Source organism: Pseudarthrobacter sp. BIM B-2242, assembly GCF_014764445.1.
In the GTDB taxonomy this organism is placed as follows: domain Bacteria; phylum Actinomycetota; class Actinomycetes; order Actinomycetales; family Micrococcaceae; genus Arthrobacter; species Arthrobacter luteus_A.
In genome coordinates this window covers 1,114,321-1,140,197 of sequence record NZ_CP061721.1, presented here as the reverse complement: position 1 = coordinate 1,140,197, position 25,877 = coordinate 1,114,321, and the positions used below count along the sequence as shown (strand labels likewise).

Sequence of the window (25,877 nt, the reverse complement as noted above, 5' to 3'; positions counted from 1 at the left end):
GGATCTAGAGCCGGTAGTCCACTACCAGCGGGGCATGGTCAGAGAAGCGTGTGTCCCACGAGGGCGCCCGGTCCACGACTGCCGAGAAGGCGGCAGCGGCGAGGTCCGGGGTTGCCAGGTGGTAATCAATGCGCCAACCGGTGTCGTTGTCGAACGCCTGGCCACGCTGTGACCACCAGGTGTAGGGGCCGTCGACGTCGCCCGCCAGGCCCCGGTGGACATCTTTCCAGCCGATGTCCTCACCGAAGAAGCGGTCAAAGTAGGCGCGTTCTTCGGGCAGGAAGCCAGCCTTCTTGACGTTGCCCTTCCAGTTCTTGATGTCACGCTCGGTGTGGCCGACGTTGAGGTCGCCCACCACCAGTGCGTGGTCGCTGTGTTTGGTGAGTTCCGGCAGGCGGGTGCTCATGGCGTCCAGGAACCGGTACTTGTCCACCTGTTTGGGGGTTCCGACGTCGCCGGAGTGCACGTAGGCGCTGGCAACGGTCAGGTGCACGGGGTTGCCGCCGGCGTCGGTCAGCCTGAAATCGGCTTCCACCCACCGGCCGGCAGTGGCGAAGTAATCGTCGCCGATGCCGTGACGGGTGGCCAGCGGTTCGTCGCGGGACGCAATTGCCACTCCGGCGCGGCCTTTCGCTTCGGCTTCGGCGTGCAGGATGTGCCAGCCCTCGCCCAGCAACTCCCGGACGATCGCGTCAGGTGCACGGACTTCCTGGAGGCAGAGAATGTCCACTTCGCGCGGCTCCAGCCAGGCCGCCATCCCGTTCCTGTAGGCAGCCCGAAGGCCGTTGACGTTGACTGATGCGATGCGAAGGTAATCCTTCTCCAATGCCGAACTCACCCGCACCACTCTAGTCGATGATGGTTCCGCTGACCGGGTCCCCGGTGCCGCCTGCGGAGCGGATCATGTCCCGGGCGTTGGTGGCGGTGATCTCGATGGTCTCCAGCGCGCGGCGGATGGTGTCCTGGTCCGCAGCCTCGCCCTTGGCCCGTTCCTCCTCCACCACCCGGATCTGCACCTGCACGATCTTGAAGGAGTGGTCCAGCTTGAGGTCCCGGACGTCGTCCGCCTCGCTCCGTTCCGTGACCAGCCGGGTGCCGCCATGATCGGCAGAGGACGACGACGGCGCGCGGCCGGCTGCGCTGTTGAAGGCGTTCTGGGCTTCCGTGAGCTTGGCACCGGCTTTCTTGGCTGCCTTCTGGATGCTGAACACCACAAAGGCCGCCAGCGCGAGCCAGAAGGCGGCGATGACCGCAACAACCCAGCCCACGACGTCGTTCTGGTTGGCGGCGAAGATCACGGCAACCAGGAAGGCGATGATGAAGACCATCATCCCCGGGCCGCTGATCCGCAGCATGGAGAAGCCGCCCTTGGACCGGCCGGACGGAGACTGTGGGTTACCCAGAGATTGCATGGGTTCATTGTCTCAAACCCGGCAGGGCCCTTTTGCACCTTCCACCCCCGGCGAACACCTTCACCTCTTCCCCCAACTAAGTAGCGCTAACTGACGTTTTGACGCCTCAGAACGACAGATAGCGCTACTTAGTTGGGGTGGGCTATTTCAGGAAGAGCTTCCGCAGGCGCATGGTTGTCAGCAGCATGCCCAGGGCTGTCATCACCAGGTAGTACCCGATGTGGATGGCTGTGGCCGGCGTAAACACGCCCACGCTGATCTGGCGCAGCAGCTCCACCCCGTGCCAGAGGGGCATGGCCTGGATCAGCCATTGGATGAACTGCGGGTAGACGCTGAGCGGGTAGAACGTGGCGCTGAACAGGAACATGGGCAGCATAAAGAAGTTGATCCAGTCCATCTGCTGGAAGGTCTTCAGGAAGCTTGTGATTGCCATCCCCATGCTGGCGAAGCCGAAGGCGATGAGCACCGACGCAGGAATCATCAGGAGGGCCCATGGCGTGGTGATCAGGCCCATCAGTCCCATCACCGCCGTGAACCCGGTGGCGTAAAGCAGGCCGCGCAGGAGCGCGAGGAAGATCTCGCCGAATGCCACGTCCAGCGGACCTAGGGACGTGTACAGCATGCCCTGGTACAGCTTGGCGAAGTTCATCTTGAAGAAGACGTTCCACGTCGAGTCGTAGACAGCCCCGTTCATGGCGGACACGGCAAGCAGCGCAGGCGCGATGTAGGCGGCGTAGCTGATTTCCGTCCCGTCGGGCCCCTGCACCGCTCCGACGATGGAACCGAGGCCCACACCCATGGCGATCAGGAACAGTACCGGCTCAAAGAAGCCGGAGAGCATCACCAGCCAGTTGCTTCTCCACGTGGCCATCAGCCCCCGGGAGATGACGGCTTTGGCGTTGCGTGAATACAGCGGGCCGAACGTCCTGTTCCGCGCTTCCTCGGTGACAGTGGGGCCGGGACCGCCAGGGCCGGCGATACCGGAGCCGGGGCCGGTAGCCATGCTCACTGCCCCATCCTCCGGATGAACTGCCGTTTGGTGAGGATCCAGCCGATGGCCGCGAGTGCCACGAGCACCACGATGTGCACGAGCGTAAGGACCGGCGGTTCCTGGTATCCGTAACTGACCACCCGCCCCAGTTCAGTGCCGTGCCAGATGGGCGAGATCCAGCCGATCCAGCGGACCGCAAGGGGCAGCGTGTCCAGCGGGAAAAAAGTTCCGGAGAAGAGGAAGAGCGGCATCACGATGAAACGCATGACCAGCGCGAACTGGCCCTGGTCATCCTTGATCGACGCAGAGTAGGCCATCAGCGGCAAACCGAAGGCCAGCCCCGCGAGAGTGGCCACCGCGATGCCCGCCCAGCCCCAGCCGGACGGCGAGGCGCCGAACAGTGCAACTGCCCCGAAGTAGATGGCGGACTGCAGGAACAGGCGCAACGCCACAGCCATGATCTGCCCGGCGGCAATCTGCTGCGGGGTCAGCGGGGAGGCGTGCGGTCCGTAGTAGATCCGGCGCCACTTGAAACCGTCCATGACCGGAAAGGTGAACTCGTTGGCGGCGGTCATGACCGCCGCCGAAACCAGGAGTGCAGGTGCGATGAAGGTCAGATAGCTGACCCCGCCGAAGGCTCCCGCGTCCCCGGAGTCCACCAGCGTGGCCAGTCCCACGCCCATCGCGAACAGGTAGGCCACCGGCTGGCCCACGCTGTACATCAGGATGGACCAGCCATAGCCCTTCATCACGCGGAGGACCTGCTCGGCATAGTAGAAGGCGCCCCAACGGCGCGCCCTGGCCGCGGAAACATCCGGGGAATGGGCTCGGACGCCCGCGGTACCAGGGGCGTCCGTGGCCGCCTTCTCAGTCAACGAGGCTCCGGCCGGTCAGACGCAGGAACACGTCCTCCAACGAGGACCGGCGCACCAACGAGGTCACCGGCCGCAGGCCGCGGGAAGAGACCTGCTCAAGGGCCGCCTCGCCGTCGGACGCGTAAATCAGCACCCGGTCCGGGAGCGCCTCAAGGCGCTCCCCGATCCCCTGGAGCTCCGGCCCGATCGTGGAGTTGCGTTCGGAGCCGAAGCGCAGCTCCAGCACTTCCCTGGTGGAGTGCTCGCGGATCAGCTGCGCCGGCGATCCCTCGGCCATGATCCTGCCCTTGTCCACCACGATCAGCCTGTCGCACAGCTGCTCGGCCTCATCCATGTAATGCGTGGTCAGGATCAGTGTGACGCCCTGTTCCTTGAGCCGGAAGAGGCGGTCCCACAGGATATGCCGTGCCTGCGGGTCCAGCCCGGTGGTGGGCTCGTCCAGGAGCAGGATCTGCGGTTCATTGATCAGCGAACGGGCGATGGTCAGCCGCCGCTTCATACCGCCGGACAGCGTGTCCACCTTGGACTTCGCCTTGTCCGTGAGCTGGGCGAATTCGAGCAGCTCGTCAGCCTTCGGCTTCAGGTAGCTCATCGGCAGTCCGAAGTAGCGGCCATAGACGAGGAGGTTGTCCCGGACGCGAAGCTCCTCGTCCAGGTTGTCCTGCTGGGGCACCACTCCCAGGTGCGCCCGGACTTCCGGGCCGTGGCTGTCAGGGTCCAGGCCCATGATGCTGAGTTTCCCGGACGTGCGCTGGGTGACCGCGCCGATCATTTTCATGGTGGTGGATTTGCCCGCCCCGTTCGGGCCGAGCAGGCCGAAGGACTCCCCCGCGGGAACGCTGAACGAAATCCCGTCGACGGCGGCGACATCGCCATAGGTCTTCCGCAAGTCCTCCGCGGCGATGACCGTTCCCTGCCGGGCGCGAAGGCCGTCTGAAGAGGTGGAGGACATGATGGCTTTGTTGTGCACCCTCCGCAGACTAGTGGAGCGCCCCTGAATGTGAAAGGGGACTCGCACATGGTCCTTAACGCCCGACGGCGGCCCGCACCTTCCGTCAAGAAGGTACGGGCCGCCGTCGGACGATATTCGCGCGCGGTGCCGCTAGGCGGTTTCCGCGCCGTTCTTCTGTGCCACGTGGCGTTCCGCGGCTTCGACCACGTTGGTCATCAGAAGCGCCACGGTCATGGGGCCGACGCCGCCGGGGTTCGGCGAAATCCAGCCGGCCACGTCCGCTGCGGCAGGCTCGATATCCCCGTGGACCTTGCTCTTGCCCGTCTCGGCATCGGTTTCACGGGTGACACCGACGTCCAGCAGCGCGGCACCGGGTTTGACGTCGGCGGCCTTGACGATGTGCTTGGCACCCGCCGCGCCCACAATGACGTCGGCCTGGCGCAGCAGCTCCGAGAGGTTCTCGGTGCCGGTATGCGTCAGCGTCACGGTGGCGTTCACGGACCGGCGCGTGAGCAGCAACCCGATGGTGCGGCCGACGGTGACACCGCGGCCCACCACCACTACGTGCTTGCCCGCAAGGCTGTAGCCGTTGCGCTCCAGGAGCTCAATAACGCCGCGCGGCGTGCAAGGCAGCGGCGATGTGATTTCACCGCTGACGTTGAGCACCAGCCGGCCCAGGTTGGTCGGATGCAGGCCGTCGGCGTCCTTGTCGGGGTCGATCCGCTCCAGGATGGCGTCGGTGTCCAAATGCTTGGGCAACGGCAACTGCACGATGTACCCGTGGCAGGCAGGGTCCGCATTGAGTTCGTCAATGAGGGCCTCGACCTGCTCCTGGGTGGCATCCGCCGGCAGCTCACGCTGGATCGAGTTCATCCCGATCGCCGCTGACTGTTTGTGCTTCATGGACACGTAGAGCTGCGAGGCCGGGTCCGCGCCCACGAGGACGGTGGCAATGCCGGGGACAACGCCTTTGGCCTTCAGGGCCGCGACACGCTCAACGAGCTCAGACTTGATGCTTGCTGCGGCTGCCTTGCCGTCAAGAATCTTGGCAGTTTGGGTCTTGGTCATGGGATCACCACTGCTCGTGCTGCGGGTACAGCGGGAAGTCGGCGGCGAGCTTGTCAACGCGGGACTGCAGAGCCTCAACGTCGGTGGCGGAGCCTGCCTTCAGGGCGGTGGCAATGATCTCGGCCACCTCCGTGAATTCCGCAGCACCGAAGCCGCGGGTGGCCAGGGCGGGAGTGCCGATCCGCAGGCCGGAGGTGACCATCGGCGGGCGGGGGTCGAACGGGACGGCGTTGCGGTTAACGGTGATGCCAACCGAGTGCAGGAGATCCTCGGCCTGCTGGCCGTCAAGCTGCGAGTTTCGCAGGTCCACCAGGACCAGGTGCACGTCGGTGCCGCCGGTGAGGACGGAGACGCCTGCTTCGGCGACGTCAGCTTGGTTGAGCCGGTCGGCGATGATCCTGGCGCCTTCCAGGACACGCTCCTGGCGCTCCTTGAACTCCTGGGTGCCGGCAATCTTGAACGCCACGGCCTTGGCGGCAATGACGTGCATCAGCGGACCGCCCTGCTGGCCCGGGAACACGTTGGAGTTGAGCTTCTTGGCCCACTCCTGCTTGGCCAGGATCACACCGGACCGCGGACCGGCGAGGGTCTTGTGCACTGTGGAGGTCACGACGTCGGAGTACGGCACCGGGCTCGGGTGCAGACCGGCTGCAACCAGGCCGGCGAAGTGTGCCATGTCAGTCCAGAGGAGCGCGCCCACTTCATCGGCGATGGAGCGGAAGGCGGCGAAGTCCAGCTGGCGGGGGTAGGCGGACCAGCCGGCGATGATGACCTGGGGCTTCTCGGCGATGGCCTGCTCGCGCAGTTTGTCCATGTCCACCCGGAAGGTGTCCTGCTCCACCTGGTAGGCAGCCACGTTGTACAGCTTGCCGGAGAAGTTGAGCTTCATGCCGTGGGTCAGGTGGCCGCCGTGGGCCAGGGACAGGCCCAGGATCTTATCGCCGGGGGTGATCATGGCGGACAGTGCGGCGGCGTTGGCCTGCGCACCGGAGTGCGGCTGGACGTTGGCGTACTCGGCGCCGAACAGGGCCTTGACGCGATCGATGGCCAGTTGCTCGGCGACATCGACGTATTCGCAGCCGCCGTAGTAGCGGCGGCCCGGGTAGCCCTCGGCGTACTTGTTCGTGAGGACCGAACCCTGGGCTTCCATCACGGCGCGCGGGGCGAAGTTTTCGGAGGCGATCATTTCCAGGGTGCCGCGCTGGCGGCCAAGTTCCTGCTCAAGGACTGCGGCGATTTCGGGATCGAGTTCGGCCAGCGGCTGATTGCTGACTTCGGCTGTTGTGGTGGCGGTAGTAGTCACGAAAAACTCCTGGCTAGGGATACGGGCACTGCTAAGGTCAGGCTACCGGCTGGCACACTCCGCCGCCCCGAAATGACAGAGCGTAAAAGTGCACAGAATGGTGCTGTTTTCCCGCAGGGTTGCAGCATGTGTCCGGCAAGACATGACCCTCGGCCCAGGCGTACGATCCGTGGTCTTCGTGATTGCCGCTCCCTGGTGGTTAAGCCACCCAACGCCAGTTGCGACGTCCCCAGACTACCAAAAAGCGCCGCGCCACGCGGGTAGGCTGGTAACCGTGAGTGAAGAGCAGCTGAACAAAACGTATGTCGTAACCCTGTCCTGCCCGGACCGCCCCGGAATTGTCCATGCTGTGGCGGGCGCCCTGCTCGTGGCGGGCTGTAACATTCTGGACTCGCAGCAGTACGGCAGCCCGGCTACGGGCAACTTCTTTATGCGCGTTGAAGCCACGACGGCGGCCTCCCGGTCCGCGCTTCACGCCGCCCTTGAGCCGGTGGCTGACGCTTTCGGCATGCAGTGGAGCCTGAACCCCGTGGGCCAGAAGGTGCGGACCCTGCTGATGGCGAGCACGTCCGCGCACTGCCTCAACGACATCCTCTTCCAGCAGCGATCGGGCACCCTGCCCATCGACATTCCCGCCATCGTCTCCAACCACCGGGACCTGGCCGGGCTGGCCGAGTTCTACGGCATCCCGTTCCACTACATCCCGGTAACGCCGGACACCAAGGCCGAAGCCGAGGACAAGCTGCGCGCCCTGATGGCCGAGCACGATATTGAACTCACGGTGCTGGCGCGGTACATGCAGATCATCTCCGATGATCTCTGCGCCGAACTGACCGGCAAGGCCATCAACATCCATCACTCGTTCCTGCCGTCCTTCAAGGGTGCCAAGCCGTATCACCAGGCGCACGCCCGCGGAGTAAAGCTGATCGGCGCCACGGCGCACTATGTCACCGCGGCACTGGACGAAGGACCCATCATCGAGCAGGAAGTGATCCGGGTGGACCATGCCCGGACGCCGGAACAGTTTGTGCAGATGGGCCGCGATGTCGAGGGCCGCACCTTGGTTCAGGCAGTCCAGTGGCACGCCGAACACCGGGTCCTGCTGGACGGCAACCGGACCGTGGTCTTCAACTAGCGGGTTCCTGTTGCTCCGGAGGACTCCTCCCATAAGTAGGTAGCAGTAAGTGTCGTTTTGGCAGCTCAAAACGACACTTACTGCTACCTACTTGGGCCAGGGGGCTGATGTCCTAGGCTTGGCGCTATGGCTCCTCTTCATACGTTCGCCGGCCACGCCCCGGCCGTCCACGAAACCGCATTCATCGCCCCCACCGCATCCATCATTGGCAATGCGGCCCTCGCCCGGGATTCCAGCGCCTTCTACGGCGTGTCCGTGCGCGCGGACACTGCGGCCATCATCGTGGGCCCGGGCAGCAACCTGCAGGACAACGTGGTGCTGCACGCGGATCCCGGATTCCCCTGCACCGTGGGCGCCGGAGTCAGCGTGGGGCACGCCGCCGTCGTGCATGGCTGCACCGTTGAGGACGACTGCCTGATCGGCATGGGCGCCACGGTGCTGAACGGCGCGGTGATCGGCGCCGGTTCACTCGTGGCGGCGGGCGCCGTGGTTCTGGAAGGGACCATTGTGCCGCCCCGTTCACTGGTGGCGGGCGTACCGGCCAAAGTCCGGCGGGCACTTACCGACGAAGAGTTCGACGGCGTGAAGCAAAACGCCGCGCGCTACGTGGAGCTTGCCCGCGCGCACCGCGACCTGCACGCGTAGCCCGCACGCCTTCTTCTCTCACCGGGCGACGGTTGAGCCACCAAGTTGCGTTAACTTCTTGACTGCAACCATCAATGTAAGGCAATCTTCTTTTCATGTCCGCTACACCGCGCCCGACGAAGAGCAGGCCAAAAAATCCGGGCTCGCAGTCTGCCCTCAGACAACTGAACCAGCAGCGGATCATCGAGACCCTCATGAGCGGCCCGTCCACTCAGGCCGAGCTTGCCCGCCAGACCGGACTGTCCACAGCCACGGTCTCCAACATCGTCAAAATCATGCAGGACAACGGCCTGGCGTCCACCGAGCCGACTACCAGCTCCGGACGCCGGGCGCTGAACGTCCGGCTCAACAGCAACGGCGCAGTGGCTGTCGGAATCGACTTTGGCAGGCGGCACCTTCGAGTCGTCCTGGCATCGCTCAGCTACCACGTCATCGCGGAAGAATCAGTGCTGCTCCCGCTGGGCCACCAGTCCGATGAGGGCATCAGGGCCGCCGTTGTGCTGCTGGACAAGCTCATTGCGGAAAGCGGTATAGACCGCAGCGCCCTGGTGGGTGCCGGCGTCGGAATTCCCGGCCCCATCGACCGCCGGACCGGTACCGTTGCCCAGGGCGCCATCCTCCCCGAGTGGGTAGGCATCAACATCCTCCAGCACCTGGAGGAAAGACTTGAAATGCCCGTATTCATTGACAATGACGCCAATTTGGGTGCTTGGTCTGAGGTCACGTGGGGACCGCACACAGGAGTCGCCAACCTGATGTTCCTGAAAATCGGATCCGGTATCGGCGCCGGCCTGATCCTCAACGGCGCACCGTACTACGGCACCGTCGGCATTACCGGCGAAATCGGTCACGCCACCATCCATGAGCAGGGCCTGGTGTGCCGGTGCGGCAACCGCGGGTGCCTGGAAACCATAGCTTCCACGACCACCATGATCGAGCTGCTGAGCCGCGGGGAAGACCCGCCGCTGAGCCCGGCGGACATTGTGCGCAAAGCCCTGGCTGGAGACTCGGCCACCCTGCGCGTGGTGGACGATGCCGGCCAGGCTGTGGGGCGCGCCCTGGGTAATGTCGCCAATCTCATCAACCCCGAAGTGATTGTGGTCGGCGGTCCCCTCGCAGGGCTCGGCACCCTCCTGCTCGACCCCATCAGGCGCGGTCTGGTACGGCACGCCGTACCGGTGGTGGGCGAGACCACCACCCTCACCATGTCCTCGCTCGGAGACCGCGCGGAAGCCCTGGGTGCCGCCGCCCTCGTATTTCAGCACGCCGGAATCCGGCGCATGTAGTCATTTCGTTATCCCGTAATTGCGTTCAAGACTTGACGACAACCCTTGTGATCCAGTTTACTTTTTCATCAGACGCCCCTGCGCTTTGTGGGGAGCGGACAAAGAAGTCATGCATTGGAGGCGTAAGGGCAAATGACGTCCGAAACCACGCACACTGACCCTGTCATTCTGGAGATGCGCTCCATCACCAAGGAATTTCCCGGCGTCAAAGCACTGTCCGAAGTAAGCCTCCGGGTCAAGGCCGGCGAGATCCACGCCATCTGCGGCGAAAACGGCGCCGGCAAGTCCACGCTGATGAAAGTGCTCTCAGGTGTCTACCCGTACGGCAGCTACGACGGCGACATTGTGTACCAGAACGAAGTCCAGCAATTCCGGGACATCCGGGCCAGCGAGCATGCCGGCATCGTGATCATCCACCAGGAACTGGCACTGATCCCCGAGCTGTCCATCATGGAGAACATTTTCCTCGGAAACGAACCCACAAAGCGCGGTGTCATCAACTGGGCGGAGGCCCGGCTCCGATCCACCGAGCTGCTGGCCAGGGTAGGGCTCCGCGAGGACCCGGATACCCCCATCAAGGAAATCGGCGTTGGCAAGCAGCAGCTGGTGGAGATCGCCAAGGCCCTGAACAAGTCGGTGAAAATCCTCATCCTGGACGAACCCACGGCGGCGTTGAACGAATCAGACTCCCAGCACTTGCTGGACCTCATCTTGGGGCTTAAGGGCAAGGGAATCACGTCCATCATCATTTCCCACAAGCTCAACGAGATTGAGCAGATCGCCGATTCGATCACCATCATCCGCGACGGTAAGTCGATTGAAACCCTGGACGTCAAGGCAGACGGGGTTGACGAGGACCGCATCATCAAGGGCATGGTGGGACGCACGCTCGAATCCAGGTTCCCCGATCACACTCCAAAGATCGGCGAAGTGTTCTTCGACGTCAAGGACTGGACGGTGGGCCACCCGGCAATCCAGGACCGCCTGGTGTGCAAGGGCTCGAACTTTTTCGTCCGCCGCGGCGAGATCGTCGGATTTGCCGGCCTTATGGGTGCAGGCCGGACCGAGCTGGCACGGTCAGTGTTCGGCCGGTCCTACGGCCGCTTCATCAACGGCCACATCTACAAGGACGGCAAGGAAGTCACCCTGAAGAACGTCCGGCAGGCCATCGACGCCGGCCTGGGGTACGTCACGGAGGACCGCAAGTCCCTGGGACTGAACCTTCTCGATGACATCAAGACCACCACAGTCTCCGCCAACCTGAAGAAGATCAGCCACAACAGCGTGGTGGACGCCAATGAGGAATTCAAGGTTGCCGAGCAGTACCGGAAGTCGCTAAGAACCAAAACTCCGTCGGTGGAGGAAGGCGTCGCCAAGCTTTCAGGCGGCAACCAGCAAAAAGTGGTCCTGGCAAAGTGGATGTTCACCGACCCCGACCTCCTTATTTTGGACGAGCCCACCCGCGGCATCGATGTTGGCGCCAAGTACGAGATCTACGGCATCATCCAGCAGCTCGCCAACCAGGGCAAGGGCGTCATCGTGATCTCCTCTGAGCTGCCAGAACTGCTGGGGCTCTCCGACCGGATCTACACCATCTTCGAAGGGGCAATCACCGGTGTCCTTAACAAAGAGGAAGCGAGCCAGGAAAGCCTGATGAAACTTATGACCTCCGCCCGCAAAGCCGCCTGAACTTCTGGAACTCTCCAGAACCTTCCAGATACAAGGACTGAACAATGAACGCGATAAAGAAGCTTTTTGGCGGCAACACCCGCCAATTCGGCATGATCTTCGCCCTGGTTGCGCTGATCATCTTCTTCCAGGTTGCCACTGAAGGACGCACCCTAACATCCGGCAACGTGATCAACCTCTTCAACGGAAACTCCTACATCCTGATCCTGGCCATCGGCATGGTGCTTGTCATCATCGCCGGCCACATCGACCTGTCCGTCGGTTCCGTTGCCGCATTCGTGGGCGTCACTGTTGCCCTCGCCATCCGGGACTGGGGCATACCCTGGTATGCGGGCGTCCTGCTCGGGCTCCTCCTCGGCGCCCTGATCGGAGCCTGGCAAGGTCTTTGGACGGCCTATGTGGGGATCCCCGCGTTCATCGTCACACTGGCCGGCATGCTGCTGTTCCGCGGCTTCAACCAATTCGTGGGCAAGTCCAACACCATCCCGGTACCCAGCGACTTCCAGTACCTCGGGTCCGGCTACCTCCCCGAGGTGGGACCAAACACCGGGTACAACAACCTGACGCTTCTGATCGGCCTCGCCGCCGTGGCGTTCGTTGTCTTCAGCGAAATCCGCCGCCGGCGCACCGCCAAGGCTTTGGGCGCCGAAGTGCCGGAAACCTGGGTGGTTGTCCTGAAGCTTGTACTGATCTGTGCGGCCATCCTGTATGCCACGTACCTCTTCGCAACGGGCCGGCCGGGCACCTCCTTCCCCATCCCCGGCCTCATCCTCGCGGTGCTGGTTCTGATCTACGGCTTCATTTCCTCCAAGACTGTAGTCGGCCGGCACATCTACGCTGTGGGCGGTAATCGGCACGCGGCCGAACTCTCCGGCGTCCAGTCCAAGAAGGTCAACTTCCTGGTCATGATGAACATGTCCATCCTTGCCGGGCTTGCCGGCATGATCTTCGTGGGACGTTCCACCGCATCGGGCCCGTTCGACGGCGTGGGCTGGGAACTGGACGCCATCGCCGCAGTCTTCATCGGCGGCGCAGCAGTGACCGGCGGCGTCGGCACAGTCATTGGCTCCATCATCGGAGGCCTTGTGATGGCAGTCCTTAACAACGGCCTGCAGCTTCTGGGCGTCGGCGCCGACCTCACCCAGATCATCAAAGGCCTGGTCCTGCTGATCGCGGTCGCGTTCGACGTCTACAACAAGACGCAGGGCAAGAAATCGATCATCGGCATGATGACCAAGAACTTCAGCCGCAACACCGGCGGGCCGAGCAACCCCCTCCAGCCTGACGAAACCACCTCAACCAAGGAAGCGATCGCCAGGGAAGCCTGAGCGCAAGACCCTTCGAGTTACACCACCTCAAAGAAAGAGAACCAACAATGCGAATGACTGGCAAAGCAGGAAAGGCTGCAGCAATTGCTGCTATCGCGGCACTTGCGCTAACAGCCTGCGGCCGCAACGACGGCGGTACAACCGGCGGCTCCACCGATGGCGCCGGCGGCTTCGAACAAAGCTCCTCCATCGGCGTCGCGCTTCCCCAGAAGACCAGCGAGAACTGGGTGCTGGCTGAGAAGTTGTTCAACGATGGCCTTTCGGGTGCCGGGTTCAAACCTGACGTCCAGTTCGCCAATGGCGGCGTCTCCGAGCAGCAGAACCAGATCAGCGCGATGATCACCAAGGGTGCAAAGGTCATCATCGTCGGCGCTATCGACGGCGCCCAGCTGGGTACCCAGCTCAAGCAGGCCAAGGACTCCGGCGCGACGATCATCGCCTATGACCGGCTCCTGCTGAACACGGAGAATGTGGATTACTACGTGGCGTACGACAACTTCAAGGTCGGCGAACTGCAGGGCCAGGCACTGTTGGACGGCATGGAGGCCAAGAAGTCTTCGGGCCCGTACAACATCGAGCTGTTCGCCGGTTCCCCGGATGATGCCAACGCCAAGGTCTTCTTTGACGGCGCCATGAGCGTCCTGCAGCCAAAGATCGACGACGGAACGCTCAAGGTGCTTTCCGGCCAGACGTCCTTCGAACAGGCTGTGACCCAGGGCTGGAAGGCTGAGAACGCCCAGCGCCGTGCTGACACGCTGCTGACCGGCAGTTACGGAACGGAATCCCTGGACGGCGTCCTGTCCCCCAATGACACTCTGGCCCGCGCAGTCCTGACCTCCGTCAAGGCCGCCGGCAAGCCGCTCCCCGTTATCACCGGCCAGGACTCCGAAGTTGAGTCCGTGAAGTCGATCATGGCCGGCGAGCAGTACTCCACCATCAACAAAGACACCCGCAAGCTCGTCGAGCACGCCATCACCATGGTCAAGGATCTCCAGGCCGGCAAGACCCCCGAGGTCAATGACGACAAGTCCTACAACAACGGCGTCAAGACTGTTCCGGCCTACCTGCTCGAGCCTGTCATCGTCACCGCTGAAAACGTGAAGACGGCCTATGTGGACGATCCGGTCCTCGGCCCGATCACCAAGTAGCACCTACCTGCATAACGGGGCCCCGGCCCGCCGGCAACGGCGGACCGGGGCTTTGTGCTGCCCCCCGGACGCTCTCTCACTTAATGCGGGTTTTCCGGCGACGCTCTCTCACTTAATGTGCAAATTTCCCAAACGCTCCTGCACTCCCCCGATTCACAGCCCACGCATAGGAATGCCACCGCCGGTGCACAGCAGTGCTCAGCACTGTTGGGAGCAGCGGCCCGCATCAGGCAGGTCATGTCCCGAGGAGTACAGTGAGCGTTCTTGCCAGAAGTGTCGGCAACGCCTTCAGAAACAAAGTCCGAACAGCTGCGGTGGTGGCAGTCCTGGCCGTCGCAATCGGACTGGCACTGGCCATGCTGGTGGCCAACCAGGCTGTCGGAGCGAAAGTCCAGGAGCTTAATACGTCCGTCGGCACAGTCCTGACCGTCAACCCCGCGGGCGGACAGGGCTTCGAGGGCGGCGGCGAACCGCTGACCGGCGAGCAGGCAGCAACCGCGGCCGCGGTACCCAACGTGAGCACCGTCGTCGGGACCACGTCCCTCCGGCTCCGTAACGCTGCTGAAGCTGCCGCGCAGGCGGCCGCACAGGCAGCGGCCGGGACGTCGTCCGGCACCCAAACCGGCACCCAGACCGGCCCCGGCGCCGGGCCAGGCGGAGGCCAGGGCGGCCCCGGCGGCGCATCCGCCGCAACCCTGACCACCAGCCTTACGGCGGCGATCGATGCCGGCACACTGGGCGGCCGGAACCAGGCTGCGAACGGGACCACCGGGACCACCACCACGCAGCCGGCCCGCTCGCTTCCCATCACTGCCACAGGTACGGGCGGCGAAGTGGACAGCACCGGCAAAGCCCTGACCATCACGGAAGGCACAGGGCTGGGCGACTATGCTGCCGAGTCAGCCAGCGCCCTCGTTGGCACCACGCTGGCGGAGAAGAACAGCCTCACCGTCGGATCAACCTTCACCATCAATGACCGGACGTTCACTGTGGCGGGCCTGTTTGACGCGGGAACCACGTTCGGCAACAACGCCCTCTACGTCACCTTGCCCACCGCGCAGACCCTCGCTGAACTGCCCGGCGAACTGTCCTCGATGATCGTCACTGTCAACAGCCAGGACAACGTTGAGTCGACCAAGACCGCCCTCCAGTCCGCGCTCGGAACGGACACCGCCGACGTCACCCAGGGCCAGAACCTCGAATCGGCCGTCAGTTCCCTCGGCAGCGTCAAGAACATCTCGTTCATCGCCTTCGTGGCGGCCCTCGGCACCGCCGGCCTGATCATCCTGCTGATCATGGTCATGCTGGTCCGCGAGCGCCGCCGCGAGATCGGAGTCCTGAAAGCGATCGGAGCCCGCAACCGCACCATCGGTCTGCAGTTCGTGCTGGAGGCGCTCGTCCTCGTGGCGCTTGGCAGCGCGGTGGGTGCCGCCGTCGCGTCCTTTGCGAGCGGAGGCATCGCATCCGCACTGATCAGCACCAATACGGGCACGACGACGGCGGCAACCGCCACCGGGCGCGCGGCCGGGATGGCCGGGGGTGCCGGAATGCCGGCCGGCGGCGCGGGCATGCCCCAGGGCGGAGGCTTCCCCGGCGGAAACCCCCTCGGCGGGGCGTCGCAGCTGCTGACCTCCGTCACCGCCAGCGCCTCCCCCGGTGTCATCGCAGCCGGCATCGCCGCGGTGTTCGGCGTGGCGATCATCGGCGCCCTGATCCCGGCGCTGCTCACGGCACGCATCCGTCCCATCGAAGTCCTGCGAGGAGAATAACCATGATTGAAGTCAAGAACCTGGTCCGCACATTCAACTCAGGTGACCGCACCATCAAACCTGTCAACGACGTCAGTTTCGTCCTCGAGCAGGGCACCCTCGCGTCCATCGTTGGCAAGAGCGGCAGCGGCAAGAGCACCCTGTTGTCCCTCCTGGGGGCGCTGGACAAACCCACCAGCGGAGACGTCGTCGTCAACGGCGTGAGCCTGGCGGGAATGCCCGACAGCAAGCTGACCGAATACCGGCGCCGCGACATCGGCTTTGTCTTCCAGCAGTTCAACCTGATCCCCAATCTGTCTGCAGTGGACAACGTGATGCTGCCCATGGAGTTTGCCGGCGTGCGCAAGTCTGTGCGGACGGCGCGGGCGAAGGACCTCCTGGAACAGGTCCAGCTCGACCCGGACAAGCAGGTGCGGCGCATCAACCGGCTCTCGGGCGGCGAGCAGCAGCGGGTGGCCATTGCCCGGGCACTGGCCAACGAGCCGAAGCTGATCCTGGCCGACGAGCCCACCGGCAACCTGGACGAGCAGACAGGTGACCACATCATCGAACTGCTCAGCGCGCTCAGCCGAGACCACAACACCACCATCCTGGTGGTGACACACGACCGTGCCCTCGCCAACAAGACGGACCGGCGGTTCAGGCTGCAGCAGGGCAGGCTGACCGAGGAAACGGTCCGGGCCATGGTCTGACACTTACGCCGGACCGGGTGAGAGGATGGGCACCATGAGCGCGCCAATTGCCACGCCGTGGTTGTCCAGCCAGCCCGACAAGGACCCGCGGTCCGCCACCGGAAAGCCGTTGCGCTGGGGCGTCATCGCCACCGGCGGGATAGCCCGTTCGGTCTCCCGGGACCTGGCGCTGCTTGCGGACGCCGAGCCGTACGCCGTCAGCTCCCGCGGACGGGACACCGCGGAAAGCTTCGCCGCAGCCTACGGTTTTGAACGGTCTTACTGGGACTACGACGGCGTCTCCGGCTACGAGCGGCTCCTCGCCGATGACGCGGTTGATGTGGTCTACGTTGCCACTCCGCACGCCCAGCACCACCGGATCGTGCTCGCGGCGTTGAACGCCGGCAAGCATGTTTTGTGTGAAAAGGCGTTCACCATCAATGCACGGGAAGCCAGTGAGATTGTGTCCGTGGCGCGCGAACGGGGGCTTTTCCTGATGGAGGCCGTCTGGAACAGGTTCCTGCCCGGGATCCAGCGAGCCTTCGAGGTCGCCGCGTCCGGCGAACTCGGCGATGTGCATTGGGTGACGGCTGACCTGGGCTTTCCCGCCCCCTACTCCCCCACGTCCCGGCTGTGGGCCCGCCAGGACGGCGGCGGCGCCCTCCTGGATATCTCGGTCTACCCGTTGCTATGGGCCGTGGGGACCTTGGGATTCCCCCAGACGGTCAGCGCTACGGGCTTCATCAACGACGACGGCGTGGACGCCCAGAACGCGTTGACGCTCGGCTACAACCATGGCGCCCAGGCCCAGCTGACCTCGTCACTGCTGGCATTTGGTCCCCGGACCGCCACGGTGGCGGGGAGCAAGGGCTACCTGCAGAGCATCGGATCCATCAACAACCCGCGTGAACTGGTGATTGGCATCGGACTCGAGGAGCCGCGTAAGGAAGCGTTCGACGTGGTGGGGCTGGGCTACACCTACGAGCTCCGCGAGGTGACACGCTGCATCCAGCAGGGCGTCACCGAGAGCCCCGTCATGCCGTTGGAGGACTCCATTAAGACCATGCGCCTTTTTGACGGAGTTCGCGCGCAGTTGGGCGTCAGCTACGCCAACGATGCGCATTGATGGTGCCGCCTGTAAACAGATTGACAGCGAGACGCGCGCTTGTTCCTTCGCCTGTGACTGATTAGTAAGTTTGCTGAAGTTATTTTTCAATTCCCTAGACTTGCTGGACGGAGCGGTCTTAGGCTGTAGACATCGTCGGTCTCAACGGTACGTACTGGGGGTGGTACGCGTGGCAAAGGTTCGTCCGTCATGGCGCCTGCTCCGCCCCCTCCTCATCGCTGGAGCCGTAACTGCCACTTGGCTGACGCTCTCCTCTTCCGCCGCTTCGGCTGACTCCTCCAAGGAACCCGGCTCTGTGCTGGGCGGGGTCACCTCCTCGGTTTCGTCGCTCTCGGCTCCACTGAAGGCTGCCGTCACTCCCCTCGTAGGAACGGACTCTCCCGCTGCGCCTGTGGCCGCACCTACCGGGCTGTTGCAGCCAGTGGTCGGCAGCCTTGCCACCACGGCGGATCAACTCGCGGCAGCCGTCCCGGTGGTGAAGAGTGTTGTTCCCTCGGGAACGGTCTCCTCGGTGACCGTCTCCGTCGCCTCCGCAGCCGATGGCGCCGTGTCCGGACTGCTGGACGCGGCAGTTCCTCCGCTCGTCGAAGCGGTCCCCGTTCTTGAACCTGTAGTACAGCCCGTTGCCGGCCTCGTCACCGGAGCGACCCCCGTAGCCGTGGTGCTGCCAGCGGTGGTGGAGCCATCAGTCGAACTTCCTGAAGCGCTGGCGCTGGACACAGCAGCACTGCAGACGGCCCCTGAAGCACCGGCACCGACAGTCGCGGATGATTCTGCAGCTGCAATCGAGGTGGCTGCTGTAACGCCTCGAGTCACGCTGGCCGTTGCACAGATCTCAGACGCAGCAACTCCGGGCGGGTTCGTTCAACAGGCTGCCGCTGGCTCGCCGGTAACCGAAGAACCGTCGCCCTCGCCGGTTCCCGCGCCGGCAGTTCCCGGTTCGGGGACAGGCAGCGCTGCTTCGCCGTACGGTTCCTCCGGCGCTGCGGCCTGGCTGAACGACTTTCATTTTGACCTGCCGCTGACGGGCACCTTCCCGATCAGCGGAACGTTCGGGCATGCCCCCGCGCCGGTGTCTTTCGACCCCGGTTCCTCTCCTGACTAGTTGAGCCTCTTTCTGCCGTCTTCACGGCAGAACACGGCCATCGGGCTTGCTTCACTGCGCCCCACATCAACTTTGTCAGGAGACAAACATCATGGATTCCAATCTTCGCAGAGGGCTGCTCGGCACCCTCTTTGCCGGCGGGCTCTTAGCCTTCGGCGCCACCGCGGCCAGCGCTGCGGACACTACCAGCGGTCCGGACCTCACGGCCACCGCACTGGTCTCAGCGGCGACATCCGCGAACACGACGTCGTTGGGGCTGCTGGGTGGCCCAACGCAGTCGGACATCGCGGATGTCGTCGCTGAGGTCGACGTCAACCTCGGCGGAACCGGCGGCCTCCTTGGCGGCGGCGCAGACGCAAACGGGACCGACGGGACCGGCACGACCGCCGACGTCGCGGCTGTTGTGGACGTCAACCTCGGCGGCACCCACGGCCTCCTCGGCGGCGGTTCAGACGCAAGCGGGACCACCGCCGACGTCGCCGCTGTAGTGGACGTCAACCTCGGCGGGGCTGACGGCCTCCTCGGCGGCGGCTCAGACGCAAGCGGGACCGGCACAACAGCCGACGTCGCAGCAGCAGTGGACGTCAACCTCGGCGGCACCGACGGCCTCCTCGGCGGCGGCTCAGACGCAAGCGGGACCGGCACAACAGCCGACGTCGCAGCAGCAGTGGACGTCAACCTCGGCGGCACCGACGGCCTCCTCGGCGGCAGTTCAGACGCAAGCGGGACCACCGCCGACGTCGCCGCTGTAGTGGACGTCAACCTCGGCGGCACCGAGGGCCTCCTCGGAAGCAACAACAGCACCGGCACAACCGCCGACGTCGCCGCGACAGTCGGGCTCGGCTTGGGCGACAACCCCCCGGGTGACGTTCCCACCGGCGGAGACGCGGGAACTGACAACAACGGCGGACTGGATGTCCTGGCTGACGTCAATCTGGGGCTGGACACCGGACTGCTGGACGGCGTGATTTTGAATGTTTGCGGCGTTGTCAGCGTCAACGGTTCCGCAGATTGCAGTGGCAAGCCTGCCGGCACGGACCCGGGAACGACCGATCCCGGCACCACCGATCCCGGAACAACAGACCCGGGCACAACGGACCCGGGCACCGGCACGACGGGTGGCACGGACACACCGGCAACCGGAACTGACACCCCTGCCGCCGGAACAGACAACCCCGGTACCGGAACAGACACGACAGCCACAACAGGGTCTGCTGCAACCGGCATCACCGTGGTTCCGGCCGGGAACACAACCGGCCCCGTAACAGCAGTGGGAGCAGCAGTAGGAGCAGCAGGCACAACCGCCCGGAGCGGCGGCACCGGTGCACTGGCCAACACGGGCCTGGACGCCTCGCTGGTACCCCTCGCGCTGTTCCTCCTGGCTGCCGGTGCGCTGCTGCTGAGGCGGCGCCGGACTTCCTAAAAGCCCCGCAAACCCAGGGAACCTGGCACACGATCCGATCAAATCCGCGATGCGACCGTCCGTACACGTGACCGGTCCTGAAGGGGGGTGGCCTACGGGATAGCCCTGACATCCAGCACACATCCTTGTGACCGAGGGTCCGGCCGGGAAGCTCCCATCAACTTCCCGGCCGGACTCTCGGTGTGCCGCCGGATGGCACGAAAGATGCCCCGGCGGCGATATCATTACTGGTAGATAGTGCCGCAGCGCACCGGGGAGGGAGCTGATTTTGGTGATGGATTCACCTAGCTCGCTCAGGAATGACGTAGTCGGCGGGCGGTATCGGCTGGGTGAGGTGATCGGCCGGGGAGGCATGTCATCTGTCTACTGCGCCCGGGACGAAAACCTCGGCCGGGACGTAGCCCTGAAACTCTTCGCCCCCCAATCACCGGACACAGACGAGCTCAAACGCCAGGAAGCCGAAATCCAGCTCCTGGCCACGCTTAACCACCCCAACCTGGTCACGTTGTTCGACGCCGGCATCGATACCCGCATCCCGGACGAACCCCGGCCGTTCCTCACCATGGAACTCGTGGAAGGGCAGGATCTCCGCGGCCGCATCCGGCTCAGCCCGGTCCCTTTGGACGAGCTCGCCGTGATCGGAGCAGGCCTTGCTGACGCGCTGGCATACGTCCATGGCCTGGGCATCATCCACCGCGACATCAAACCCGGCAATATCCTCCTGGTGCAGATCAGGCCCGGGGAGCCCGTGCGGCCCAAGCTGACGGATTTCGGGATCGCCAGGATTGTTGATTCGACGCGCCTGACCGCCACCGGAACCATGGTGGGCACGGCGGCCTACTTGAGCCCGGAGCAGGCCATGGGGTCTCCCCTTACTCCTGCTACTGACATCTATTCCTTGGGGCTCGTCCTTTTGGAGTGCATTAAGCAGACCATGGAGTATCCGGGCAACGCCGTCGAATCCGCCGTGGCACGACTGCACCGCCCGCCCGAAATTCCGGACGATCTCCCGCCTGAATGGGCTGATCTGATCCGCTCCATGACGGCCCTTGAACCGCTGGAAAGGCCCACCGCCGCCGACGTTGAGTCCGTGCTCCGCCAAGCGTTGGTCTCGCCCGTATCCACTCCGGGCGAGCTTGCGCCGGAGACCACCCGTGTGTTGCCGGCGATGCCGTTCCGACCGCCGTCCATACCGATCACCGAAGAACACGATGTGCCCTCCGCTGCGGCAAGCAGGGACCAGCAGGCAGACACGCCGCAAGGGAGTCCATCAACAGCGTTCCAGCGCCTCCGCCGCGGGAGCAGGCGGTTCTGGCTTGCAATCGTTCTTGCCCTGCTGGCTATAGTGGCGGCCGCATCAGCGCTGACCTTCAGCCTGGCATGGCCGCAAACTCCCGACGTCGTCCCGTACCCCACCGTCACTGGCAGCTTGGGCGACCATCTCCAAGAACTTCAGAAGAGCGTGCAACCGTGACCCCGGACCCGTGCGGCCGCATGGGCCGCGGCGTCTTCCGCTGCGTGTCCGCGGCGGCGGCGGCACTACTGGTGGCGGGGTCCTTGGCCGCCTGCGGTCCCCGCGATGCAGGACTGGAGCAGGACGTGGCCCGGCAGCTCCAGGAACGCGTCTTGGCGGTAAGCGAGGCGGCGGCCGGGAATGACCACGCTGCTGCTTTGTCCGCCCTGGATAGCCTGGAGGCTGATCTCGCGGCGGCAACGGGCAGCGGAAGCGTTTCTGAAGACCGGCGTCTGTCAATTACGACGGCGGCTGCTGCCGTGCGTGCGGACCTCAACGAGGCGGTTGCCGCAGCAGCTGCTGCAGAAGCCAAGGCCGCAGAAGAAGCAGCAGCGGCGCAACGTCAGGCCGAGGCAGACGCCGCCGCGGAAGCCGCGAAGTCAGTTCCCGCGCCGGTTGCGCCCGCCGCGCCCGCCGAGGACAAGGGAAACGATAACAAGGGCAAAGGCAAGGGCAAGGACGGCTGATAACCCGTCCGGGCTTCAAGCGGCCACAAGCATCAACAAAGAGGCGGCGCCCCGGTTTCCCGGAGCGCCGCCTCTTTATCAGTCCCTGTTACTTCAAGGTTGCAATGACCTTGTTCAGCGTTGCCGAAGGACGCATCACTGCCGAAGCCTTAGCCTCATCCGGACGGTAGTAGCCGCCGATGTCCACCGGTGAGCCCTGCACCTCGGCGAGTTCGCCAACGATGGTCTCCTCGTTGGACGTCAGCTCGCCGGCCACAGCCGAGAACGATGCTGCAAGCTCTGCGTCTTCGGTCTGCTTGGCCAGCTCCTCGGCCCAGTAGCGGGCAAGGAAGTAGTGGCTGCCGCGGTTGTCCAGCTCGCCTGCACGGCGGCTCGGGGACTTGTTTTCCAGCAGGAAAGTCCCGGTGGCCTTGTCCAGCGTGTCAGCGAGGACCTGGGCCCGGGCGTTGTCCGTGGTGGTGGCCAAGTGCTCGAAGCTCACGGCCAGGGCGAGGAACTCGCCCAGGCTGTCCCAGCGGAGGTGGTTTTCCTTGAGCAGCTGCTGGACGTGCTTGGGGGCGGATCCACCGGCGCCGGTCTCGAAGAGCCCGCCACCGTTCATCAGCGGCACAACGGAGAGCATCTTGGCACTGGTTCCGAGTTCCAGGATGGGGAAGAGGTCCGTCAGGTAGTCGCGGAGCACGTTGCCGGAGACAGAGATGGTGTCCTCACCCTTGCGGATGCGCTCCAGGGTGAAGGCCGTCGCCTTGACCGGGGACATGATCTGGATGTCCAGGCCCTCGGTGTCGTGCGCCTTGAGGTATTCGTTGACCTTGGCGATGAGGTTGGCGTCGTGTGCGCGGGTCTCGTCCAGCCAGAAGACGGCGGGCGTCTTGGAGGCCCGGGCGCGGGTGACGGCAAGCTTGACCCAGTCGCGGATGGGGGCATCCTTGGTCTGGCAGGCGCGCCAGATGTCACCCGGGGCAACTTCGTGTTCAATGAGCACGGTGCCGGCGCCGTCAACGATCTGGACTGTGCCGGCTTCCTGGATCTCGAACGTCTTGTCGTGGCTGCCATACTCCTCGGCGGCCTGGGCCATCAGGCCAACGTTCGGAACCGTACCCATGGTGGTGGGATCGAAGGCGCCATTGGCGCGGCAGTCGTCCAGGACAACCTGGTAGATGCCGGCGTAGGAGCTGTCCGGGAGGACTGCCAGGGTGTCGGCTTCCTTGCCGTCCGGGCCCCACATGTGGCCGGACGAACGGATCATGGCGGGCATGGAGGCGTCCACAATAACGTCACTGGGGACATTGAGGGTGGTGATGCCCTTGTCCGAGTCCACCATTGCCAGGGCCGGACCCTCTTCGAGGCCCTTCGTGATGAGTGCCTGAACGCCCTCGCGAACGTCCTCCGGCAGGTCCTCAAGGCTGCTGAGGATGGCAGCGAGTCCGTTGTTGGGGCTGATGCCGGCGGCGGAGAGCTGCTTGCCGTAGGTCTCGAACAGTTCAGAGAAGTAGGCCTTCACCACGTGCCCGAAGATGATGGGGTCAGAGACCTTCATCATGGTGGCCTTCAGGTGGGCGGAGAAGAGGACCCCTTCTTCCTTGGCACGGGCAACCTGGGCTGCCAGGAACTCATCCAGGGCAGCGGCGCGCATGACGGTGCCGTCGATGACCTCGCCGGCCAGCACGGGGAAGGCCTTCTTCAGGACCTTGACCGAACCGTCTTCGCGGACCAGCTGGATGGCGATGGTCCCGTCGGACTCAATGACCACGGACTTCTCGTTCGAGCGGAAGTCGTCCTTGACCATGGTGGCAACGTTGGTTTTGGAGTCCGCAGACCAGGCACCCATGGAGTGCGGGTTCTGGCGGGCGTAGTTCTTTACGGACAGCGGCGCGCGGCGGTCCGAGTTTCCTTCGCGAAGGACCGGGTTCACGGCGGAACCCTTGATCTTGTCGTAGCGCGAGCGGACGGCCGTCTCCTCATCGGAGGCCGGGTTGTCCGGGTAATCGGGCAGGTTGTAGCCCTGGCTCTGGAGCTCGGCGATGGCGGCCTTCAGCTGCGGGATGGAAGCGCTGATGTTTGGCAGCTTAATGATGTTGGCTTCCGGCGCCTTTGCCAGTTCACCCAGTTCAGCAAGGGCATCGGCGATCTGCTGCTCAGGGGTGAGGTAGTCACCGAACACGGCGATGATGCGGCCTGCGAGCGAAATGTCACGGGTCTCCACCTCCACACCTGCGGTCGAAGCAAACGCCTCGATGATCGGCAAGAACGAATAAGTAGCCAGCATCGGCGCTTCGTCGGTGTGGGTATAGATAATCTTGGACATGCGCGGGCGTCTCCCTGGAGGTCGGCTGATTTTTTGTGGAAATTTGTCTATTTCACCTCACCTAACTTACCCGAGGACACGGCTTTGAGCCCTACCCGGGACGGCCGGACAGCCCGTATTACCGCAGGTTTGAGGTACCCGGGAGCGCACGACGGCGGGGAGGCACCCCAAGCGGGCCAGTCGCCGTCGGGCATTGCAACCGGCAGCCGCCGGCAACCGTGAGGAGCGTGTCAGCGCCGTTTGTGGGGAATATCACTCGGCCACAGTTGCACGTACTTGGGGTCCTGACGGCGCAGCTCTTCGGTGGCGGTGAACGTGTGGATTGGATCAACGTCCCGCAGCTGGAGTGCCGCGGTGAACGCCTCCATATCCGGGACGGCGGCGCCGGCTCCCCCGTTGGCGGCAAAATGCCTGCCTGCGGCAGAGGACTTCTTGGCAGATTTCCAGAAAGCAATCACGATGGGGCCCCAATTTCACTCGGAGTCCGGAGCCCAGATCGGACAGGTCATTGATAAGAGAAAAGTACCCGTTGACCTCGACTTTTACCAGAGTGACGCGCACATGAGGCCGGACTACTATTTACAAAAATGGGGTGCCTCGATAGGTTCTATGGGTTACCCGGCGGACCTCTGGTGCCCCGTTCAGCCCGCTCAGACAGGACCATCATGACGCGAACCAGATCCTTCGCCGCCAGCCTCCTCACTTTTTCGGCCGCTGCCATGTTGGCGCTGGTGGGCGCCGGCACCGCTCACGCCGCCCCGCCGGCGTCGGACGACCAGACCACCCCCGCGGTTGCCAGCGCCACAGTGGACAGCACCGGTGCGGCGGAATACTGGACCGCGGACCGTATGCGCGCCGCTGTTCCCGGCGATGTCCTGGCCGGAAATGCGATCGAACGCCGCACTTCCCTCAACGCCGTGGACGCGGCCAAGGAGAAGGACAAGGTCAAGGATAAAAAGCCCAAGGTCAAGGCAACCAAGGTCGTAAGCGGCAAATCAAAGCTCGCCCTGAGGGCGACACCGGTGGACCACATCGGCAAGGTGTTCTTCACCATGGGCGGGTTCAACTATGTGTGTTCGGGCAATGCCGTCACCTCGGAGAACGGAAGCACCGTGGCCACAGCGGGCCACTGCCTCAATGAAGGTCCCGGCGCGTACGCCACCAACTTCATTTTTGTTCCCGGCTATGACAACGGCAAGGAACCCTATGGGCGGTGGACCGCCCGGGACCTGCACACCACACCGCAGTGGAAAACCTCCGGGGACATCGCCTTTGACACCGGCTTTGCGGTCATGAACCCCAACGAAGACGGGGAGACACTCACAGACGTTGTGGGCAGCTCCGACGTTGTCTTTGGTATCGATCGCGGGCTTGAGTACACGTCTTACGGCTACCCTGCCTCCACGCCATACAACGGCGCCCAGCTCTGGAGCTGCGCAGGCACTGCTACCAACGACATGACGAACCCCAAGTTTGAAACCCAGGGAATCCCGTGCACGATGACCGGCGGCTCCTCCGGCGGGCCGTGGCTTCTCGACGACGGCGTACAGAACTCCATAAACAGTTACGGCTACAACGGTGCCGAAGTTATGTTCGGCCCGTACTGGGGCACCGAAATCGAGAACGTCTACAACTTTGCCCAAGCAGCCTAGGACGCCTGGCA

Annotated in this window: 23 protein-coding genes; 14 read left to right on the top strand and 9 right to left on the bottom strand. The window is 64.2% G+C overall.

The window, feature by feature from the left end:
* Positions 1-4: 4 nt before the first annotated feature.
* From IDT60_RS05365 to glyA, 7 genes are all read right to left on the bottom strand, one after another.
* Positions 5-838, bottom strand: a complete 834-nt coding sequence (locus IDT60_RS05365; protein ID WP_191081177.1) for an exodeoxyribonuclease III — start codon at positions 836-838, stop codon at positions 5-7.
* A 10-nt stretch (positions 839-848) separates the two neighbouring features.
* Positions 849-1,412, bottom strand: coding sequence for a hypothetical protein (locus IDT60_RS05360; RefSeq protein ID WP_191081176.1), 564 nt, complete (start codon positions 1,410-1,412; stop codon positions 849-851).
* Positions 1,413-1,554: 142 nt separating this feature from the next.
* A complete protein-coding gene (locus tag IDT60_RS05355; protein WP_191081836.1) occupies positions 1,555-2,415 on the bottom strand; it encodes an ABC transporter permease in 861 nt (286 codons plus the stop codon).
* 2 nt (positions 2,416-2,417) lie between these two features.
* A complete protein-coding gene (locus tag IDT60_RS05350; RefSeq protein WP_191081175.1) occupies positions 2,418-3,278 on the bottom strand; it encodes an ABC transporter permease in 861 nt (286 codons plus the stop codon).
* Positions 3,271-4,230: an ABC transporter ATP-binding protein gene (locus tag IDT60_RS05345; RefSeq protein WP_164201568.1), complete on the bottom strand. Its 960-nt coding sequence runs from the start codon at positions 4,228-4,230 to the stop codon at positions 3,271-3,273. Before IDT60_RS05345 ends, IDT60_RS05350 begins: the two co-directional genes overlap by 8 nt.
* A 150-nt stretch (positions 4,231-4,380) precedes the next feature.
* On the bottom strand, positions 4,381-5,298 hold the full coding sequence (locus tag IDT60_RS05340; protein ID WP_164201570.1) for a bifunctional methylenetetrahydrofolate dehydrogenase/methenyltetrahydrofolate cyclohydrolase: 918 nt from the start codon (positions 5,296-5,298) through the stop codon (positions 4,381-4,383).
* Positions 5,299-5,302: 4 nt separating this feature from the next.
* Positions 5,303-6,601 carry a serine hydroxymethyltransferase gene (gene glyA / locus IDT60_RS05335; protein ID WP_191081174.1) on the bottom strand — a complete coding sequence of 433 codons (1,299 nt, stop codon included), beginning with the start codon at positions 6,599-6,601 and terminating at the stop codon, positions 5,303-5,305.
* Positions 6,602-6,875: 274 nt separating this feature from the next.
* Here glyA and purU point away from each other — a divergent pair, with 274 nt between their 5' ends.
* The 13 genes from purU to IDT60_RS05270 all read left to right on the top strand — a co-directional run bounded on the left by purU (position 6,876) and on the right by IDT60_RS05270 (position 21,906).
* Positions 6,876-7,736: a formyltetrahydrofolate deformylase gene (purU, locus tag IDT60_RS05330; protein ID WP_191081173.1), complete on the top strand. Its 861-nt coding sequence runs from the start codon at positions 6,876-6,878 to the stop codon at positions 7,734-7,736.
* Positions 7,737-7,862: 126 nt separating this feature from the next.
* Positions 7,863-8,381 carry a gamma carbonic anhydrase family protein gene (locus IDT60_RS05325; protein ID WP_164201576.1) on the top strand — a complete coding sequence of 173 codons (519 nt, stop codon included), beginning with the start codon at positions 7,863-7,865 and terminating at the stop codon, positions 8,379-8,381.
* 95 nt (positions 8,382-8,476) lie between these two features.
* Positions 8,477-9,667, top strand: a complete 1,191-nt coding sequence (locus IDT60_RS05320; protein ID WP_191081172.1) for an ROK family transcriptional regulator — start codon at positions 8,477-8,479, stop codon at positions 9,665-9,667.
* 132 nt (positions 9,668-9,799) lie between these two features.
* Complete coding sequence (gene mmsA / locus IDT60_RS05315) at positions 9,800-11,356, top strand: multiple monosaccharide ABC transporter ATP-binding protein (protein WP_191081171.1); 1,557 nt, start codon at positions 9,800-9,802, stop codon at positions 11,354-11,356.
* Between the two features lie 44 nt (positions 11,357-11,400).
* Complete coding sequence (mmsB, locus tag IDT60_RS05310) at positions 11,401-12,684, top strand: multiple monosaccharide ABC transporter permease (RefSeq protein ID WP_191081170.1); 1,284 nt, start codon at positions 11,401-11,403, stop codon at positions 12,682-12,684.
* 47 nt (positions 12,685-12,731) lie between these two features.
* Positions 12,732-13,832 carry a sugar-binding protein gene (locus IDT60_RS05305; RefSeq protein WP_191081169.1) on the top strand — a complete coding sequence of 367 codons (1,101 nt, stop codon included), beginning with the start codon at positions 12,732-12,734 and terminating at the stop codon, positions 13,830-13,832.
* Between the two features lie 254 nt (positions 13,833-14,086).
* Positions 14,087-15,601: an ABC transporter permease gene (locus IDT60_RS05300; RefSeq protein ID WP_191081168.1), complete on the top strand. Its 1,515-nt coding sequence runs from the start codon at positions 14,087-14,089 to the stop codon at positions 15,599-15,601.
* Positions 15,602-15,603: 2 nt separating this feature from the next.
* Positions 15,604-16,293, top strand: coding sequence for an ABC transporter ATP-binding protein (locus IDT60_RS05295; RefSeq protein WP_191081167.1), 690 nt, complete (start codon positions 15,604-15,606; stop codon positions 16,291-16,293).
* A gap of 34 nt (positions 16,294-16,327) precedes the next feature.
* On the top strand, positions 16,328-17,398 hold the full coding sequence (locus tag IDT60_RS05290; protein WP_191081166.1) for a Gfo/Idh/MocA family protein: 1,071 nt from the start codon (positions 16,328-16,330) through the stop codon (positions 17,396-17,398).
* Positions 17,399-17,567: 169 nt separating this feature from the next.
* Positions 17,568-18,503, top strand: coding sequence for a hypothetical protein (locus tag IDT60_RS05285; RefSeq protein WP_191081165.1), 936 nt, complete (start codon positions 17,568-17,570; stop codon positions 18,501-18,503).
* A 91-nt stretch (positions 18,504-18,594) separates the two neighbouring features.
* Positions 18,595-19,926, top strand: coding sequence for a hypothetical protein (locus tag IDT60_RS05280; RefSeq protein ID WP_191081164.1), 1,332 nt, complete (start codon positions 18,595-18,597; stop codon positions 19,924-19,926).
* 268 nt (positions 19,927-20,194) lie between these two features.
* The gene (locus IDT60_RS05275; RefSeq protein WP_191081163.1) at positions 20,195-21,400 is read left to right on the top strand and encodes a serine/threonine-protein kinase; all 1,206 of its coding nucleotides are present in this window, start codon (positions 20,195-20,197) and stop codon (positions 21,398-21,400) included.
* The gene (locus IDT60_RS05270) at positions 21,397-21,906 is read left to right on the top strand and encodes a hypothetical protein (RefSeq protein ID WP_223883895.1); all 510 of its coding nucleotides are present in this window, start codon (positions 21,397-21,399) and stop codon (positions 21,904-21,906) included. The genes IDT60_RS05275 and IDT60_RS05270 overlap by 4 nt, the downstream gene beginning before the upstream one ends.
* Before the next feature lie 88 nt (positions 21,907-21,994).
* Here the strand turns inward: IDT60_RS05270 and IDT60_RS05265 are convergent, their stop codons facing one another.
* Both IDT60_RS05265 and IDT60_RS05260 read right to left on the bottom strand, forming a co-directional pair.
* Positions 21,995-24,214, bottom strand: a complete 2,220-nt coding sequence (locus IDT60_RS05265; RefSeq protein WP_191081162.1) for an NADP-dependent isocitrate dehydrogenase — start codon at positions 24,212-24,214, stop codon at positions 21,995-21,997.
* A gap of 230 nt (positions 24,215-24,444) precedes the next feature.
* A complete protein-coding gene (locus tag IDT60_RS05260; RefSeq protein WP_191081161.1) occupies positions 24,445-24,672 on the bottom strand; it encodes a hypothetical protein in 228 nt (75 codons plus the stop codon).
* 207 nt (positions 24,673-24,879) lie between these two features.
* Between IDT60_RS05260 and IDT60_RS05255 the strand changes: the two genes are divergently transcribed.
* The gene (locus IDT60_RS05255) at positions 24,880-25,866 is read left to right on the top strand and encodes a serine protease (protein ID WP_191081160.1); all 987 of its coding nucleotides are present in this window, start codon (positions 24,880-24,882) and stop codon (positions 25,864-25,866) included.
* The last annotated feature ends 11 nt before the right edge of the window (positions 25,867-25,877 follow it).

Coding starts and splice junctions, on each gene's coding strand:
- IDT60_RS05325 (WP_164201576.1), top strand. CDS start 7,863: ATGGCTCCTCTTCATACGTTCGCCGGCCACGCCCCGGCCGTCCACGAA.
- mmsB (WP_191081170.1), top strand. CDS start 11,401: ATGAACGCGATAAAGAAGCTTTTTGGCGGCAACACCCGCCAATTCGGC.
- IDT60_RS05345 (WP_164201568.1), bottom strand. CDS start 4,230: ATGTCCTCCACCTCTTCAGACGGCCTTCGCGCCCGGCAGGGAACGGTC.
- IDT60_RS05255 (WP_191081160.1), top strand. CDS start 24,880: ATGACGCGAACCAGATCCTTCGCCGCCAGCCTCCTCACTTTTTCGGCC.
- IDT60_RS05340 (WP_164201570.1), bottom strand. CDS start 5,298: ATGACCAAGACCCAAACTGCCAAGATTCTTGACGGCAAGGCAGCCGCA.
- mmsA (WP_191081171.1), top strand. CDS start 9,800: ATGACGTCCGAAACCACGCACACTGACCCTGTCATTCTGGAGATGCGC.
- IDT60_RS05355 (WP_191081836.1), bottom strand. CDS start 2,415: ATGGCTACCGGCCCCGGCTCCGGTATCGCCGGCCCTGGCGGTCCCGGC.
- IDT60_RS05280 (WP_191081164.1), top strand. CDS start 18,595: ATGGATTCCAATCTTCGCAGAGGGCTGCTCGGCACCCTCTTTGCCGGC.
- IDT60_RS05265 (WP_191081162.1), bottom strand. CDS start 24,214: ATGTCCAAGATTATCTATACCCACACCGACGAAGCGCCGATGCTGGCT.
- IDT60_RS05290 (WP_191081166.1), top strand. CDS start 16,328: ATGAGCGCGCCAATTGCCACGCCGTGGTTGTCCAGCCAGCCCGACAAG.
- IDT60_RS05360 (WP_191081176.1), bottom strand. CDS start 1,412: ATGCAATCTCTGGGTAACCCACAGTCTCCGTCCGGCCGGTCCAAGGGC.
- IDT60_RS05320 (WP_191081172.1), top strand. CDS start 8,477: ATGTCCGCTACACCGCGCCCGACGAAGAGCAGGCCAAAAAATCCGGGC.
- IDT60_RS05305 (WP_191081169.1), top strand. CDS start 12,732: ATGCGAATGACTGGCAAAGCAGGAAAGGCTGCAGCAATTGCTGCTATC.
- IDT60_RS05295 (WP_191081167.1), top strand. CDS start 15,604: ATGATTGAAGTCAAGAACCTGGTCCGCACATTCAACTCAGGTGACCGC.